The 17,584-nt window shown below is 31.3% G+C and carries 15 protein-coding genes; 10 read left to right on the top strand and 5 right to left on the bottom strand.

Features of this window, described 5'->3' with window-relative positions; translation table 11 throughout:
• From B0A68_RS19905 to rpe, 5 genes are all read left to right on the top strand, one after another.
• Positions 1 to 2,700, top strand: a complete 2,700-nt coding sequence (locus tag B0A68_RS19905) for a TonB-dependent receptor (RefSeq protein WP_240475261.1) — start codon at positions 1 to 3, stop codon at positions 2,698 to 2,700.
• Positions 2,701 to 2,705: 5 nt separating this feature from the next.
• A complete protein-coding gene (locus B0A68_RS19900) occupies positions 2,706 to 3,884 on the top strand; it encodes a DUF4249 domain-containing protein (protein ID WP_035686201.1) in 1,179 nt (392 codons plus the stop codon).
• Entirely contained in the window at positions 3,872 to 5,599 is a 1,728-nt protein-coding gene (locus B0A68_RS19895; protein ID WP_035686203.1) for a hypothetical protein, read from the top strand. Before B0A68_RS19900 ends, B0A68_RS19895 begins: the two co-directional genes overlap by 13 nt.
• Positions 5,600 to 5,742: 143 nt before the next feature.
• A complete protein-coding gene (locus tag B0A68_RS19890; RefSeq protein WP_007804760.1) occupies positions 5,743 to 6,606 on the top strand; it encodes a sigma-70 family RNA polymerase sigma factor in 864 nt (287 codons plus the stop codon).
• Positions 6,607 to 6,971: 365 nt separating this feature from the next.
• Entirely contained in the window at positions 6,972 to 7,634 is a 663-nt protein-coding gene (rpe, locus tag B0A68_RS19885; RefSeq protein WP_035686205.1) for a ribulose-phosphate 3-epimerase, read from the top strand.
• On the opposite strand, the gene B0A68_RS19880 is transcribed toward rpe, so the two are convergent.
• Positions 7,611 to 8,396, bottom strand: coding sequence for a DNA/RNA non-specific endonuclease (locus tag B0A68_RS19880; protein WP_035686208.1), 786 nt, complete (start codon positions 8,394 to 8,396; stop codon positions 7,611 to 7,613). The genes rpe and B0A68_RS19880 overlap by 24 nt on opposite strands.
• Positions 8,397 to 8,490: 94 nt before the next feature.
• The gene (locus tag B0A68_RS19875) at positions 8,491 to 10,674 is read right to left on the bottom strand and encodes a carboxy terminal-processing peptidase (protein WP_035686211.1); all 2,184 of its coding nucleotides are present in this window, start codon (positions 10,672 to 10,674) and stop codon (positions 8,491 to 8,493) included.
• 203 nt (positions 10,675 to 10,877) lie between these two features.
• Here B0A68_RS19875 and surE point away from each other — a divergent pair, with 203 nt between their 5' ends.
• The 5 genes from surE (at position 10,878) to B0A68_RS19850 (ending at position 15,684) form a co-directional block, all read left to right on the top strand.
• Positions 10,878 to 11,657 carry a 5'/3'-nucleotidase SurE gene (surE, locus tag B0A68_RS19870; protein WP_035686214.1) on the top strand — a complete coding sequence of 260 codons (780 nt, stop codon included), beginning with the start codon at positions 10,878 to 10,880 and terminating at the stop codon, positions 11,655 to 11,657.
• The gene (locus tag B0A68_RS19865) at positions 11,650 to 11,922 is read left to right on the top strand and encodes a hypothetical protein (RefSeq protein WP_035686217.1); all 273 of its coding nucleotides are present in this window, start codon (positions 11,650 to 11,652) and stop codon (positions 11,920 to 11,922) included. Before surE ends, B0A68_RS19865 begins: the two co-directional genes overlap by 8 nt.
• Before the next feature lie 65 nt (positions 11,923 to 11,987).
• Positions 11,988 to 13,109 carry a lipid-A-disaccharide synthase gene (gene lpxB, locus B0A68_RS19860; RefSeq protein WP_035686220.1) on the top strand — a complete coding sequence of 374 codons (1,122 nt, stop codon included), beginning with the start codon at positions 11,988 to 11,990 and terminating at the stop codon, positions 13,107 to 13,109.
• A gap of 8 nt (positions 13,110 to 13,117) precedes the next feature.
• Positions 13,118 to 13,603: a C40 family peptidase gene (locus B0A68_RS19855; RefSeq protein WP_035686223.1), complete on the top strand. Its 486-nt coding sequence runs from the start codon at positions 13,118 to 13,120 to the stop codon at positions 13,601 to 13,603.
• 50 nt (positions 13,604 to 13,653) lie between these two features.
• Positions 13,654 to 15,684 (top strand): ComEC/Rec2 family competence protein, encoded by a 2,031-nt coding sequence (locus B0A68_RS19850; RefSeq protein WP_035686226.1) that lies wholly within the window; start codon positions 13,654 to 13,656, stop codon positions 15,682 to 15,684.
• A 7-nt stretch (positions 15,685 to 15,691) separates the two neighbouring features.
• On the opposite strand, the gene B0A68_RS19845 is transcribed toward B0A68_RS19850, so the two are convergent.
• From B0A68_RS19845 to B0A68_RS19835, 3 genes are all read right to left on the bottom strand, one after another.
• Positions 15,692 to 16,141 (bottom strand): thioredoxin domain-containing protein, encoded by a 450-nt coding sequence (locus tag B0A68_RS19845; RefSeq protein WP_035686228.1) that lies wholly within the window; start codon positions 16,139 to 16,141, stop codon positions 15,692 to 15,694.
• Between the two features lie 268 nt (positions 16,142 to 16,409).
• The gene (locus B0A68_RS19840; protein ID WP_035686230.1) at positions 16,410 to 16,868 is read right to left on the bottom strand and encodes a thioredoxin domain-containing protein; all 459 of its coding nucleotides are present in this window, start codon (positions 16,866 to 16,868) and stop codon (positions 16,410 to 16,412) included.
• 225 nt (positions 16,869 to 17,093) lie between these two features.
• The gene (locus tag B0A68_RS19835) at positions 17,094 to 17,561 is read right to left on the bottom strand and encodes a thioredoxin family protein (protein WP_035686232.1); all 468 of its coding nucleotides are present in this window, start codon (positions 17,559 to 17,561) and stop codon (positions 17,094 to 17,096) included.
• Positions 17,562 to 17,584 lie beyond the last annotated feature (23 nt).

Below are 17,584 nucleotides of genomic sequence, written 5' to 3'. Positions count from 1 at the left end.
ATGTATTCACAAGATCAAAAGTCTACTATCAGCATTAATTTTAGCAATATTAATCAGGTCGAAGTTTTAAAAAAAATTGAAGCTTCTACAAATTTCAAATTTTATTTTCAAGAAGAATGGTTTGATAAAACTGTATTAATATCTGGGGATTATTCTAACAAAACTATTGAAGAAATACTGCCTAAACTTTTTAAGGATACAGATATAAATTTCTTTATTGATAAAAATAAAATTATCCTAACCAAAAACAGTGTCATTTACGATAAATATCCAATTAAGGGCACAAAAGATTTAAATACAAAAACTCCAATATTCTTTCAGCAGTACGATTCAGTTGGGAAAAACAAACCAGAAACAGAAAATCCGATTGCTTTAATTGGTAAAGAAGAAATCGATTCAGAAATTGATTTTTATATTCTTTCGGGGCACATAACAGATTTAAAAGACAACAAACCGTTAGCCGACATAACTGTAAAAGCAAAAAACACAACGATCAGCACGACAACTGATGCATCTGGGTTTTATAGTTTGAAACTTCCTACTGGAATAAGCACTATCGAAGTACAATCTTTAGTTTACAGAAATACGGCCAGAAAAATAATGATTTACAGCAACGGAACATTGGATTTTTCTGTAGTTGAAAAAATAAATCAATTGGATGAAGTTGTCGTAAAAGGAAAAAGCAATCAAAATATTAGAACTGCAATCACAGGTGTAACAACAATTGAAGCAGAAGGCGTTAAAACTATTCCGTTAATATTGGGTGAACGAGATATCCTAAAAGTAGCCTTAACAATTCCGGGAGTAAAAACAGCAGGAGAAGGTTCATCTGGATTTAGCGTGCGCGGCGGAAAAGAAGATCAAAATTTAGTATTATTAGATAATGCGACATTATACAATCCTGCACATCTTTTTGGATTTTTCTCTTCGGTAAACCCTTACACCATTAACAAAGTAGATATTTATAAGGGTGGAATTCCATCAGAATTTGGAGGAAGATTATCATCTGTTTTTGATATTATTTCTAAAAATGGAAATACTGAAAAATTTTCCGGCGAAGGAGGAATTGGACCTGTAACGAGTAATTTAACAGCTTCTATTCCTGTTGTAAAAGGAAAAGCAAGCTTATTAGTTGGAGGAAGAGCAACTTATTCTGACTGGATTTTAAAATCGTTAGACGATGAAAATTTAAAAAACAGTGAAGCCTCTTTTTACGATTTATTTGCAAAATACAATCATAAAATAAATAAAAACAATTCTATTGAAGGAACTGGATATTACAGCAAAGACCGATACAGCATAACTCCAGATTCTCTATATCAATACAGCAACAGACTTGTTTCTTTGAAATGGAAACATGCTTTTAGCGAAAAAACAAACAGCGAATTTAACGTTACAAACAGCGAATATAAATTCAGCATTAACTATGATTCACCAAATCCGGAGTCTTTTATTTATAAATACAAAATAGATGAAACTCAGGTAAGTTTAAAATTCAATACTGCATTCAAAGCAAAACATAAGTTTACTTACGGAATATCAAGCAAATTATACAAAGTTAATCCTGGGGAAATGACACCCAATGGATCAAATTCAATTGTTGATCCGATAAAAATAGATAATGAAAAAGGTTTGGAGTCAGCTGCATTTTTATCTGATAAATTTGAAATTACAGAAAAATTACTGCTTGATGTTGGAGCGAGATATTCGCTGTATGCCGCTTTAGGACCATCCACTCAAAAGATTTATCAAGAAGGAGTTCCGCTGACTAACTCAACAGTAATTGAAGAAAAAAATTATACTAACAATGAAGTAATCAATACTTCTGGCGGTTTTGAGCCTAGAATTGGCTTAAGATATATTTTTGACGACAGCTTTTTTATAAAAGCAGGTTTTGACAAGAATTTTCAATACATTCATTTATTATCTAATAATACAACGCAGGCACCGACTGATACTTGGAAGTTATCGGATTTAAATGTAAAACCAGAAAGCGGTTTACAGTATTCGCTAGGTCTTTTTAAGAAACTCGATTATAAAGATATTGAGTTAAGTTTAGAAGGGTATTATAAAACGTCTAAAAATCTTGTAGATTACAAAGTAGGAGCTACTACAATTTTGAATCAAAATATAGAAACTGAATTACTGCAAGGTGAAGGAAAAGCATACGGAGTAGAATTTTTATTAAAAAAACCATATGGAAGACTTAACGGATGGATTGGCTATACTTATTCAAGATCTTTTATAAAACTCGACAGCCAATTTAATGATGAGAAAGTAAACAATGGAGATTTTTTTCCTACGAATTTTGACAAGCCTCACGACGTCAGTATTGTAATGAATTACAAATTTACGAAACGATACAGTTTTTCTTCTAATTTTGTTTATCAAACCGGAAGACCTGTTACATATCCGATTGGTAAATATGTCTTAAATGGTGCTGAATATACACTTTACAGCGATCGTAATAAATTTAGAATTCCTGATTATTACAGATTAGATATTGGGTTAAACATTGAAGGGAATCATAAAATTAAAAAACTAGCGCATAGTTTCTGGAATATTTCCATATATAATGTGCTGGGGAGAAACAATCCTTATTCTATCTTTTTTGTGACAAAAGAAGGACAGATAAAAGCCTACAAAACATCAATCTTTGCAATGCCGATACCTACAATTACTTATAATTTTAAATTTTAAAGATTATGAAAAAAATCTTCCTATATAAATTCCTTTCAATAATATTTGCTGTATTGGCTTTTGGCTGTACAACTCCTTATAATTATCAAACACAAGAATTTGAAGACCTCCTCGTTGTAGAAGCTACTATAACAAATCAATTAAAATTTCAGGAAATTAAAATTTCGAGAACTTATACTCTTGAAGAAAGTACTCCAAAAGTTGAAACTGGTGCAGCTGTATATATAACAGATAATTTAGGCGACAGATATGATTTTCAAGAAAAGAACGGCACATATGTATCTTTAAATCAGTTTCAGGCAAGTTCAGGAAGAGCGTATCAACTGCATGTATTGACCAAAGATGGTAAAACCTATATATCAACTGCAGAAAAACTGCCTCAACAAACTCAAATTGATCATTTGGAAGCAACTGCAATTACTAAAAATGATGAACTGGGAGTAGAAATTACCGTAAACAGCAGTGATCCCACTAATATGTCAAAATATTACAGATATGAATATGAAGAAACATATCAAGTAATCGCTTCAAAATGGTACGCAAAAAAAGCTGTCGTTGTAAATGGAAAAATTCAATTGGTTGATCGAGTAGAAGAAGCAAGAACGTGCTACTCATATCAAACTTCAAACGAATTACTTCTAACAAATACAAGTAAACTCAGTGAAGATAAAGTAGTTAATTTTCCTGTTAGGTTCATAGACAGCAAAAATAAAATTATTAGAAATAGATACAGTATTTTGGTAAAACAATATGTACAAAATTTAGCTGCGCAGACTTTTTATGAAACCTTAAAACAAATATCTAATTCTGGCAACATACTCTCACAAACCCAGCCAGGTTTTTTTTCCGGAAACCTAAAATCTGTAGATAATCCGGGAGAAAAAATAATTGGTTTTTTTAATGTTTCTACTTATTCTGAAAAACGAATATTTTTTAATTTTAGAGATCTATTTCCAAAAGAATTTACTCCTGAATATCAGTACGACTGTCCTTATCCTATACCAGAAGCCTCAGTTGACCAATATGTTTTTTCTTTTTCATCAAATGTCGCAGTAGAGTTACTAAAATCAGGAACTAGAGTTTATTATCCGACGGAAACGCCCGATTTCATACTTTATGATATTCAATGCGGCGACTGTACTTCTTTTTCATCAAATATAAAACCATCATTTTGGATAGATTAAAACATATATTAGTCCTGACTTTACTATTAAGTTATCAGCAGATTGTATTCGGCCAAAACAACAATTCTATTGCTGAACTGAATAAAATTGATCAAAATTTACGTGAATCAGTTTTTATCACAACAAACGCCAATTCCTATTTAACTGGAGAAACTTTACTTTACAACATATTTTGTACAGATAAAATCACTAAAGCTTTATCCAAACATAGTAAAGTAGTTTATTTTGAATTGATCAACAGCGAGAAAAAAACTGTTGTAAGCCAGAAAATATTCCTTGAAAACGGAGCAGGAAACGGCGATTTTTTTATTCCTACTACATTCGAGACTGGAACTTATAAAATAGTAGGATACACAAACTGGATGCTGAATAAAAACATAGAAGAGTATTTCAGCACTGATATTTTTATTATAAATCCTTATAAAGAAAAACTGGCTTTGACGGGAGATCAAAAAGAAACAGCTTCATTAGAACCAATAGCTGACGAAAATATATCTTTTGATTTTAAAAATAAAACATTTAATAATAGAAGTAAAATTGATCTAAAAATCAACACTTCTTCTGATGATTTTTTAAATGGAAATTATACAGTGTCCGTTAGAAAGTCCGACGGTTTTTCTGCTCAAAAGAAAAAAAGTGTTAAAGAATATCAAGCAGAAAATCAAAATAAAGATCTTAACGAAATTACTACCCTAAATTTTACATTACCTGAATTACGAGGAGAAATAATTTCTGGCCGCATAAGTTCCACAACAGCAGAAATTAAAAACAAGAAAGTAGCGCTGTCGCTTATTGGAAAAGATTATGATTTAAAAATAGCGATGACAGATCAGCAGGGAAGATTTATTTTTAATTTAGAAAAATCAAATCCGAATCCAAATATTGTAATTCAATTATTAGAAGAAAATAAAGAAAAATATGTTATAGAATTAGATAAACCAAAGAAAATTGATTTCTCAAGTCTTACCTATTCTAACTTTCAACTTAATTCGGAATCCAGCAAAAATATAACTGAAAGATTGATTTCAAGTCAAGTAGAAAATGCTTATTATAATATAAAAAAGGATAGTTTAGTTGCTTCGGGTAATTTTGTTCCTTTTTATGGGTCAAAATCTACCGAGTTCAGGTTAGATGAATTTACACGATTTCAAACAGTAGCAGAAACAATTACAGAAATTTTAAATGGTGTTATTTATAAAAAAGAGAACAATAATTACTCGATACAAATTTTTGATTTTGATGAAAATTACGAATCACCTTTACCGCCATTAGTTGCGGTTGACGGATTAATAATTGAAGATTTAAAAGAATTTTTCAGCTATAATTCTAAAAATATCGACAAGGTAAATGTGGTTAAAGGACTGTACTATTATGGAGCAAAAACATTCAACGGATTAATCTTTTTTTCAACAAAAAAGGGAGATTATGAAACATCCCTAAAAGGTGATTTTATACTAAAACCAGAGCTCATAAGACCACAGGCAAGAAAAGAATATTTTCATCCTGATTATTCAAACAGTAAAAATGACAGAATTCCAGACTACAGACATCAGCTTTTGTGGATTCCAAATACTCCTATTATAAGTTCTTCAATTTCATTTTATACTTCTGATGTATCTGGCAAATTTGAAGTGACATTAGAAGGCTTTTCTTTCAGTGGCAAACCAGTTTACATAAAAGAAATAATAGAGGTGCAAGACACTATTTCTAATTAAATTAAAAATATCCCGGTTCATTGTGTGCTGGGATTTTTACTTCAATAATTACAATTTTAAAAATATTTTATTTTAATTGTAACTTTTTCACCACTTCTTACGTATAACTATTTGTACACTTTAAAAAATAGGGAGACAACAACATGAGACAACTTAAAATTACCAAGCAGGTAACTAATCGTGAAACTGCATCGTTAGACAAATATCTACAAGAAATTGGAAAAGTTGACCTAATTACCGCTGATGAAGAGGTAGAATTAGCACAAAGAATAAAGGCTGGTGATCAAAGAGCTTTAGAAAAATTAACCAAAGCCAACCTACGTTTCGTAGTATCTGTGGCTAAACAATATCAAAATCAAGGATTAACTCTTCCCGATTTAATTAATGAAGGAAACTTAGGTTTAATTAAAGCAGCACAGCGTTTTGATGAAACTCGTGGTTTCAAATTCATTTCTTATGCTGTATGGTGGATTCGTCAATCGATTCTTCAAGCTTTAGCTGAGCAATCACGTATTGTACGTTTACCATTAAACAAAATTGGTTCTATCAATAAAATCAACAAAATGTATGCGTTATTAGAGCAATCTAACGAGCGTCCACCTTCTGCTGAAGAAATTGCAAAAGAACTTGACATGACTGTAAATGATGTAAAAGAGTCTATGAAAAACTCTGGTCGTCACTTATCTATGGATGCACCTCTTGTTGAAGGTGAAGATTCTAACCTTTATGACGTTTTACGTTCTGGAGAATCTCCAAACCCGGACAGAGAATTAATCCACGAATCTTTACGTACTGAAATTGAACGTTCTTTAGAAACATTAACTCCAAGAGAGGCCGATGTTGTTCGTTTGTATTTTGGTCTTGGAGATCAACATCCAATGACTCTTGAAGAAATTGGAGAAACTTTTGACTTAACTCGTGAGCGTGTGCGTCAGATTAAAGAAAAAGCAATCCGCAGATTAAAACATACTTCTAGAAGTAAAATACTTAAAACTTACTTAGGCTAATTTAGTCTTAAAGTTCGAAAGTTTATAAAGTCCAAAAGTCTCTTTTGACTTTAAGACATTTGACTTTCGACTAAACAGTAAACAACAGTTTGATTGACTGTTCGTTTTTTGATTGATGATTGAAACTCCGGCTGATTACCGGAGTTTTTTATTTAAAAATTTTACCGCAAAGCACGCAAAGTTTTTTTCGCCCTGAAAGATTCACAAAAAACTCAAAGTTCCAAAGCTTTGTGAACTTTAAATCAACTAACATTCGGCATAAAAACTTTGTGTACTTTGCGTAATTCTTTGCGCACTTTGTGCTTAAATTTCAATCTAAATCATAAAAATTTTATCTTTGTAAAAAAACAACACACTACTACAAAATGAAAAATACACTTATTGCTCCTTCAGTCCTTGCTGCTGATTTTGCTAATTTACAGCGAGATCTAGAAATGATTAATAACAGTCAGGCTGATTGGTTTCATATCGATATTATGGACGGAGTTTTTGTTCCGAATATCTCTTTTGGAATGCCGGTCTTAGAGGCAATTTCAAAACATGCAAAAAAATATATTGATGTTCATTTAATGATTATAGATCCAGATCGATACATCAAAACTTTTGCAGATTTAGGAGCCAATGGCTTAACAGTACATTATGAAGCCTGCACACACTTACACCGAACACTTCAAGCAATTAAGTCCGAAGGAATGAAAGCTGGTGTAGCAATAAACCCGCATACTAATATTGATCTTTTAGAAGATGTTATTAACGATATTGATTTAGTATGTATTATGAGTGTAAATCCAGGTTTTGGAGGACAGTCGTTTATAGAAAATACTTACGATAAGGTTAAAAAATTAAAAGCACTAATTACTCGTAAAAATGCTTCAACAATTATTGAAATTGACGGCGGTGTAACCAATAAAAATGCGAAACAATTAGTAGAAGCCGGCGCTGATGTTTTAGTAGCAGGAAGCTTTGTTTTTAAAGCTGAAAATTCCATTGAAACTATTGCTGATCTAAAAGCTTTGACTACTTTTTAAGTTTTTTAAATTCGGGAAGAAATCAATTCCAGTCATTTTTTCTAAAGTCTCAATTGGAACTATAAAATCATAGATAGGTTTGTTACTGTCTTCGTTTGGAACCAAAAAAGCAATTGCTTTATGTTCGTTTCCCGATTTAGCTAAAACAATTTTATAAAAATACTTAGGAACAGAAACATTTTCTGTTCCTATTTTTTTGTCTGAATCTTTCAAAATTCCGCCTGTTACAATATAAATATCGTTATGCTTTTCTGCCCAATAGCGTGTTTTTTGTTCTAATCTATTCCAAATACCCGAGTTAAAATCATGTTTTTGAGGAGAAATATTTGATGTGTAAAAAGTATCATTATAGGCATCTTCATCAAACTCCATATCGGCTGCAGGGCAAAGATGTCCTTTGTCATAACCAGAATTTTTATAATTCCTCCAATCTGCAGAACCCGTGGTCACTTTAGGGTCTTCTACAAAATAAGGACGTCGATAATTTCTGTTCTTCAGATTCTCTTTCTTCAATTCATATGCAACCCACTCGGCCTGCTCAAACTTTTCATTATATGAAAGTGTATAATATTGATGTTTTACAATCTGCTTAGTCGTTGACGTTGGGAGATATTTATAAGAATATAATGAATCTGACCTTTTTTGATTTGAAACAAGAGAAACTGCTTCTGTAGGAATTTCTTCTTTATCTGTTTTAATCTCTTCTTTTTTACAGGACAAAAACACCATAATCATTAAACCAAAAACAACCGCCTTTTTCATATACAATAATCTTTTCTTGGGATAAACGTACAAAAAAACGCTCCATAAAAATAAATTTACAGAGCGTTTTTATAAAATTAATGTCTACTGGTTTTTATGATTTTACCAGTTTTTCTTTTTTCATTTTAGGAGAAACTGTATTTTTTACAATTCCTTTAGGCTGTAGATCATCCAAAACATTTAATGCTTCTTCTACATATACGTCTTTAGCCAAAGCTTGATGCCAAGAATCTCTTTTTTCTTTTAATGCAGCATCTGCTTTCATCTCTGCATCCTCGTAAGGAAGTGATTTAAAAATTAAGCTGTTTTTATAATCAGAGATTGGTTTATATTTTTTTCCTTCATTCTCAACTTGTTCCTGAGTAGCTTTAAAGCTATTGATATTCAAGCTATAGGTATTTTCTTTGTTCTTAACATCAATCCATTTTGCATTATCTTCAATCAATTTAAACTGATCGTTTAGTGCAATTCTGTTTTTACTGTTAATAATCGCTCTGGTAAAATTCTCATTAGATGTCCAAGTGCTGTAATCTGCAGGATCAATTTTATCCCAAGGCATTGCATTATCAATATCGCGTTCTCCCATTTTTAGGTAAGCATAACGATCTGGCATTACAACGTCACTATGAACACCTTCTAACTGAGTTGAACCTCCGTTAATTCTATAAAACTTTTGTCCTGTAATTTTCAAAGCACCTAAATCTCCAAAATTTGCATTACGAACAAACTGATTTAAATCTAATACATTTTGCACAGTTCCCTTACCGTAAGTTTGTTTACTTCCGATAATTACACCACGTTTATAATCCTGAATTGCGGCAGCCAAAATCTCAGATGCAGAAGCAGAGAAACTGTTTACCATAATAACCAATGGTCCGTCCCACTCTATTTTTTTGTCTTTATCGTACAGAACTTCTTTTTTCTTTCCGGCAGATTTAACCTGAACAATTGGTCCTTCTTCAATAAATAAACCAGCTATGTCAACTACAGTAGAAAGAGATCCACCACCGTCATCACGTACGTCTAGAACAATTCCGTTTATGTTTTCTTTTTTCAGTCTTTCAACTTCAAGAGCAATATCTTTCCCGGCATCACGACCGTCTTTGTTTTCAAAATCAATATAGAATTTAGGCAGATAAATTACACCATACTTTAAACCATTTTTCTCTACAATACTAGATTTTGCGTATGTTTCTTCAATCTCAACAACATCTCTGATAATAGAAATAACTTTGATGCTTCCGTCTACTTTTTTTACTGTAAGCTTAACTTCAGTTCCTTTATGACCTTTAATTTTTTTCACAACATCATCCAAACGCATACCTACAACATCTACAGGTTCTTCGTTTCCTTGTGCTACTTTCAAAATCAAATCACCAGCTTCAAGTTGTTTTCCTTTCCAAGCCGGTCCGCCAGAAATCAATTCGTCTATTTGAGTAAAGTCATTTTTCTTTGTTAATCTTGCTCCAATACCTTCTAATTTACCACTGATATTAACATCAAAACGGTCTTTTTCTTCTGGAGCAAAATAACTTGTATGAGGATCAAAACGAGTCATAATAGAATTCAAATAAATTGAAAACCAATATTCTCTGTTCAGATCTTTAATGATACTAAAATTATCATCTAAAGATTTTAAAGAACTTTCGCGCGTTTCTTTTTCTAAAGCTTCAAAAGTTTTTTCTTTGTAAGCTGGATCTTTTTTCTTCTTTTCTTCTTCAATTTTCTGTTTAGTTACAAGAGATGAAAGCGTAGATAATTTAATCTGTTTTCTCCATCTTTCATTTATTTCAGCTAAATTTTTCGGATAAGGAATATGCTCGTAATCTGCATTAAAAGTTTCATCAACATTGTAGTTAAATGGCTGAGCTAAAATCGTTTTATAACGTTTTTTACTTTCTTCCATACGTTTCATCAGCCTGGTATATGTCAGGTTGAAAAAAGTAATATCTTTATTCAAAAACTGATCATCAAGCATTAATTCATACTGCTTAAACTCATCTATATCAGACTGCAGAAAAAATCTTTTAGAGGGATCCAAAGCTTCAATGTAATCTTTAAAAATACCTTTAGAAAATTCATCATTCACTTCTGCAGGACTGTAATGACCTTTTTCGATAACAAATGCAAGCAATTCTAAAAGTGTTTTATCTTTATTTGGATCCGGATCATCAAACTTATTTGCATTTATTTTAAAAGCAAATAATGTTAGAGATAAGCATAATACGGCTATAAGTATTTTATAATTTCTTTTCATAAATTTAATAATAGCATTCATCAATTTTTTTATCTAAGTTACGGTAAAAACTATGCCACAACAGCCAAGTCTACTATAATTTTTTGTTAAAGATATAAAAATGTTTCATGCTCTAAAATCTTCTTAGAATTAGTTAACAATTTTTATTTTATTTGTAATTAATCAAGCTAAATCTGTTATTACATTTGCTTTTTAAATGCTGTAATCATTAAAAATTCAAAATAATGAAAAAAGAAAAACCACTTATATTAGTTACTAACGACGATGGCATTCTGGCTCCCGGAATACGAGCATTAATAAGTGTAATGGAAACTATAGGCGAAGTAATTGTTGTTGCCCCGGACAAACCTCAAAGTGCCATGGGACATGCAATTACTATTAACAACACCTTATTTTTAGATAAAATTTCTAAAGAAGAAGATTTAATCACAGAATACAGCTGTTCCGGAACACCTGTTGATTGTGTAAAATTGGCAGTAAATGAGATTTTAAAACGAAAACCGGATCTCTGCGTTTCTGGAATTAACCATGGATCAAACTCGTCTATAAATGTAATATATTCCGGAACTATGAGTGCAGCTGTTGAGGCAGGAATAGAAGGAATTCAGGCAATAGGATTTTCATTATTAGACTTTGATTGGAATGCAGATTTTGAACAAATTAAATCATTTGTCAAAAAAATAACCTTGGAAACACTCAAAAATAAACTTCCGCCGGGAGTAGTTTTAAACGTTAATTTCCCAAAATTAAAAGAAAACGAAATTAAAGGAATTAAAGTCTGCCGTCAGGCGAAAGCCTATTATGCCCAGAAATTTGACAAGAGACAAACACCTCACGGAAAGGATTATTACTGGCTTACCGGTAAATTTACTAATGAAGACAATGGCGAAGATACCGATGAATGGGCTCTAGAAAACGGATATATTTCTGTCGTTCCGGTACAATTTGATTTAACAGCACATCACACTATACAACAACTTAATACTTGGGAATTAAATGGATAAAAAAGACTTATTAATTGGCTTTGTTATTGGAATTTTTACTTCACTTCTAGGAAGCTATCTGTTCATCACTTTTTTTACCAATTTCGATATTTCGACGGGATTACAAATTATAAAGGATCACGGATATTTAGGAAAAATTGTTACTTTGGGCACTATATTAGACTTGCCTGTTTTTATAATACTTTTAAAAAGAAATAAAGAATTTATGGCAAGAGGAGTGATTTTGGCAGTGATTGTTCTCGCAATTTCTACTTTATTTATTTAAATCCTATCTTTGTAATTCAAAATATTGTCTGCTGACAACTGAAATCCCTTTTCAAAAAAATTGATATGAAATACTATATAATTGCTGGCGAAGCCTCTGGAGATCTACACGGTTCAAACTTAATGAAAGCAATATATGAAGAAGATCCTCAAGCCGATATCAGATTCTGGGGCGGTGATTTGATGCAAAAAGCAGGCGGCACTTTAGTAAAACATTACCGAGATCTTGCTTTTATGGGTTTTATTGAAGTTATTTTTAACTTAAAAACCATTTTGAACAATATTAAAATCTGTAAAAAAGATATTTTGGAATTCCAGCCGGATGTTTTAATATTTATCGATTACCCAGGCTTTAATATGCGTATTGCAAAATGGGCAAAGGCACTACATTATAAAACACATTATTATATTTCTCCACAAATCTGGGCTTGGAAAGAAAACAGAATCAAAGCTATTAAACAGGATGTGGACAAGATGTTTGTAATTCTGCCTTTCGAAAAAAGTTTTTACGAGGACAAACATCATTTCCCTGTAGATTTTGTCGGGCATCCATTAATTGATGCGATTCAAAATCAACCGCCATTTGACGAAACTTTGTTTAGAAAAGAGAATCAGCTGGGAGAAAAACCAATAATCGCCATTTTGCCTGGAAGCCGTAAGCAGGAAATTACAAAAATGCTGAGTGTTATGCTAAGTGTTGTGAATGATTTTCAGGATTACGAATTTGTAATTGCCGGCGCACCAAGTCAGGATTTTGAGTTTTACCAGCAATTTATCAGTAACAAAAACATCAAATTTGTATCGAACAAAACCTACGATTTACTGCGTTCGTCTACTGCTGCATTGGTAACTTCTGGAACTGCCACTTTAGAAACCGCTCTTTTTAAAGTTCCCGAAGTGGTATGTTATAAAGGAAGTACTATTTCGTATCAAATTGCAAAACGCATTATTACCTTAAAATACATTTCGCTTGTAAATTTAATTATGGATCAAGAAGTTGTAACCGAATTGATTCAAAGTGAATGCAATACAAAACGAATTAAAGAGGAATTGCAAAAATTATTAGAACCCGCTTACCGCGAAAATCTACTGACAAATTACAATTTACTAGAACAAAAACTAGGCGGTGCCGGAGCCAGCAAAAAAACTGCAAAACTTATTGTTGCCGATTTAAAACAAGTTAAATAATCCTGATTTTGAAAAAACTTATCATTTTTCTGCTTTTAGCAATCGCTTTTACTTCTTGTAAATCAACTTCTACAACTGTAAACAAAAAAGAATCTAAAACAGAAAATAGATCTTTAGTAAATAATTTAATCAAAAAAGCGACAGAAAATATTGGCGTAAGATATAAAGCCGCGGGCACAACAAAAGATGGATTTGATTGTTCCGGCTTAGTTTACACAACTTTTGAAAGTGAAAATATAAACCTTCCCAGAAGTTCTTATGAACAAGCGAAAATTGGAAAAGTAATTCCTTTAAATGATGCCCAAAAAGGTGATTTAATTTTTTTTAAAACCAATAAAAGCAGTAAAATTAATCACGTTGGCCTAATAACCGAAACTAATTCTGATGAAGTAAAATTTATTCATTCTTCTACTTCAAAAGGCGTAATTATATCATCAACAAAAGAGCCTTATTATAAAAATTCTTTTGAACAGGTGAACCGCATAATTCAGTAAAAAATAATTTATATATTATTTTTCTTACAATTTTTTAATACTTTTAAGCCATGAAAGTATTAGATTTTCCTTTAGTCAAAATTACCATTAGTTTCATTATTGGCATTCTTGCTTCGTATTATTGGAGACCCGCTATTATTATGTCTCTAATTATGTTTTGCTGTTTCTTTATACTTTTTGGCGCTCTTTATTTTTTAACCAACAGCAAAAATAAATTAAATCTCTTTTTTGGAATAAGCACTTCTTTCCTATCCTTTTTTGCAGGTGTAATTATTCTTTTTTTACATACAGAATCTAATCAAAACACAAATTACAGCCATTTAAAGACAGGTCAGCCACTGCTTATAAATTTTACTTTGAGAGAAAAACTAAAAAGCAATGACTATAATGATCGCTATATTGGCATTATAAATAATATTGAAAATAAAAATTACTCTGGAAAAATAATTGTTAATGTCAGAAAAGACAGTACTGTAAATTCTCTTATTTTAGGAAGTGTAATTAGAGCCAAAACGATTTTACAATATAGCAAACCCATCAAAAATCCAAACCAATTTGATTACGGCAGATATTTGGCAGATAAACAAATTTATGCACAGGTTTATTTACAAAAATCAGAAATACAAATTAATAAAACACTAGAAAAAGACATCTGGTATTATTGCGGGCGTCTTCATGCTTCAATTGTCAAAAACCTTGAAAAAGCCCATTTTCATAAAGAAGAAATGAATGTTGCGCTAGCACTTATTTTAGGCCAGCAGCAAGAAATATCTCCAGATATTATACAAGATTATCAGTTTTCCGGAGCCACACATGTGCTTTCAGTTTCAGGCCTTCATGTTGGTTTTATAATGTTATTTATTAATTTTATTCTTAGACCAATTCCAAACACCAGAAAAGGATCTGCTCTAAAACTTGCCTGTGTTCTATTTTCTCTTGCCTCTTTTGCTGTTATTTCAGGATTATCACCTTCTGTCCTAAGATCTGTTGTCATGTTTTCTTTTGTTGCAATCGGCAGTTATTTGCGCAGAGGAGGCAATATTTACCATACTTTATTAGTCTCAATTTTATTAATCTTACTTTTTGAGCCTTATTTCTTATTTGATGTTGGGTTTCAATTGAGTTACTTAGCATTATTCTTTATTGTTTGGCTGCAGCCTTTGCTAAAAAAAATCTGGTCTCCAAAGAACAAATTAATTCTATATATTTGGGATACTTTAACTGTTTCTTTTGCTGCACAAATAGGAACACTGCCTTTGTGTTTATATTATTTTCATCAATTTCCAGGGTTATTTTTTGTAACCAATATTATTATACTTCCTGTTTTATCTTTTATTATGATCGCTGGAATAATTGTAATGATAATTGCAATTTTTACGAGTCCGCCGTTGTTTCTGGTTGAAATATTTGAAAAAAGCATTTTCATTTTAAACAAAATGACACACGTTGTAGCATCATTTGAATCATTTGTAATTCGAGATATAAGCTTTAATACTTATTATCTTTTTAGTTTTTATTTTTTTATCATCGCGGTCGTCCTATGGCTCAAAACTCCGAAATATAACAAACTTGTATTTGTTTTAGGCAGTTTGATTCTAATCCAGCTTTCTGCCATTTATACCAAAAAGGAAATAGCAGGCCAACAAGAATTAATTATTTATAATACTAAGCAGCAAAGTTTAATTTCTGAAAGAAAAGGAAACACAATTCGATTATTTGCTTCTGATACACTTTTTGCAAAGAACAAACAGAATCAAGTTTTAACTTCGTATTTAACTGGCAATTTTGCCATTATAAAGAAAACAGACAAACTTAAAAATACAATTTTCTTTAATGGACAAAAAATTTTAATAATTGACAGTACCGCAATTTTTGAAACTAAAATACAGCCAGATATTATTCTTCTAATACAATCTCCAAAAATAAATCTTGACCGGATATTAACGGAGATTCACCCAAAAACAATTGTAGCAGATGCATCAAATTCATATGCCGTTCAAAAATGCTGGAAGAAAAGCTGTTTTAAAAAAAATATCCCTTTTCACTCCATAAGTGAAAAGGGATATTTTAAAATAAATTAGATTTAATTTATTCTGGACGTAATAATAAATTACAATCATTTATCCATGATTTAGCTCCACCTGGCTTGTAAGCAACTTTTCCAAGTGCATTAAAAGTAGTTTTACCTTTTCTCACAGAAGCCATCGCAAAACACACTTGTGGTAATTCTTCAACACCAAAAGCATTTTTTATTTTAATATTCTGATCTCTAACGGCTTCAGAAACACTTTGATCAGATAGATCTAGTTTTACTAAAACAACATTATCACGTGACCATACAGCAAAGTCAGGCGTTTTAAATATCTCTGTTTCAATATTTTTTGGTGCTCCATCAATAGTGAAATAAATCAACATTGGTTTTTTTTCATCATTACTGACAGTAATAGCATCATTAAAATTCGTTTTCCAAACAATATTTTGCGCCTCCGCAAAAAACGAAGTTATAAAAAACAGTGGGATGAGTAGTTTTCTTGTCATATCATTAGGGGTTTATTACATTAATGCGACTAAATTAACATAATATCCTTATAAAACAAGACTATATACTATTGAAAAATTAAAAATATTTTTAAAAAATGAAACTTATTAATAAAATCGTCAAATTTTATCAATAAACCAAAAAAAATCGTTTTAAATATCAATACATAGTATAACATATCTTTTAATAGTTAAAAAAATCTCCTTTAGAACCACGTAAAAAGGAGATCTTCAACATTAAAACAAGAAAGTTCTTAATATAAATTTTTTATTCTGTCTCAACCGGGTGCAAAATTGCATTTGCTTCGGCGATCCAAGCTTTTGCTCCGCCTGGCTTATAGGCAAGTTTCCCTAAAGAGCTAAAAGTCGTTTTGTTCTTTTTGGTAGAAGCGAGAGCATAACAGACCTCTGGCAGATCTTCTACGCCAAATGCACTTTTTAATCTAAGATTCTGTTCTTTATCTCCGTCAGATGCAGAGGCGTCAGACAAATCAAGTTTTACTAAAATCACATTGTCACGAGACCAAACAGCAAAATCAGGGGTTTTAAAAACTTCGTTTTGAAGATTATCAGGAACGCCTGATGCTGTGAATAAGATTAACATTGGTTTCTTTTCTTCATTACTTATGGCAATTGCATCCGTCATGCTTGTTCTCCAAGCTAGAGTCTGTGACTGCATAAAAAAAGAACCCAGAAAAAATAGTAGGATAGGTAATTTTTTAATCATGGTATATTTGGTTAGGTTAGTATAGCATGACGAAATTAACATAATATTTTAATTTTCCAATTTTTATTGCAACAAAAAATACATTATCCGTTTTTTTATTACAAATAAAATATCAAAACAATAATTCACATATAATCGATTGAAAAAAAAATCTTACGAAACAAAAAAACTCCTTACAAGTTTGTAAGGAGTTTTTTAAATATTGTAAGTATATTCTAAACTACATTAAGATTTTTTTGGATGAACAATTTCTTCTGCAACGGTAAGCCAAGCAGCAGGACCTCCTGCAACATAGCCTGTTTTTCCTAATCCTTTGAAATTTATTTTTCCATCTTTAGATTCGGCACTTGTAAAAAACACTGTCGGAAATCCCTGAATTCCAAAAGCTTGCTGTAACTCAACATTCTGATTTTTAATTTCAGGAGTTTGAGGCACACTTCTAGGATAATCCAATTCGACTAAAATAACATTATCTGCAGCCCATTTTTTAAATTCAGCTGTTTTCAAAACTTCATTCTGCAACCTAATACACCATCCGCACCAGTCGCTTCCTGTAAAAAACATTAACATTGGTTTCTGCTTATTATTACTTACAGTAATAGCTTCTCTAACATCCGTATACCACTTTAACTCTTGTGCCTGACTTGCAAATGCTCCGATCAGAAAAAAAGCGATTAAAAATATTTTTTTCATAATGTGTTATTTTCGACAAATTT

The sequence above is a fragment of the Flavobacterium reichenbachii genome (assembly GCF_002217435.1).
GTDB lineage: Bacteria > Bacteroidota > Bacteroidia > Flavobacteriales > Flavobacteriaceae > Flavobacterium > Flavobacterium reichenbachii.
This window is presented reverse-complemented; position numbering and strand designations above follow the sequence as displayed.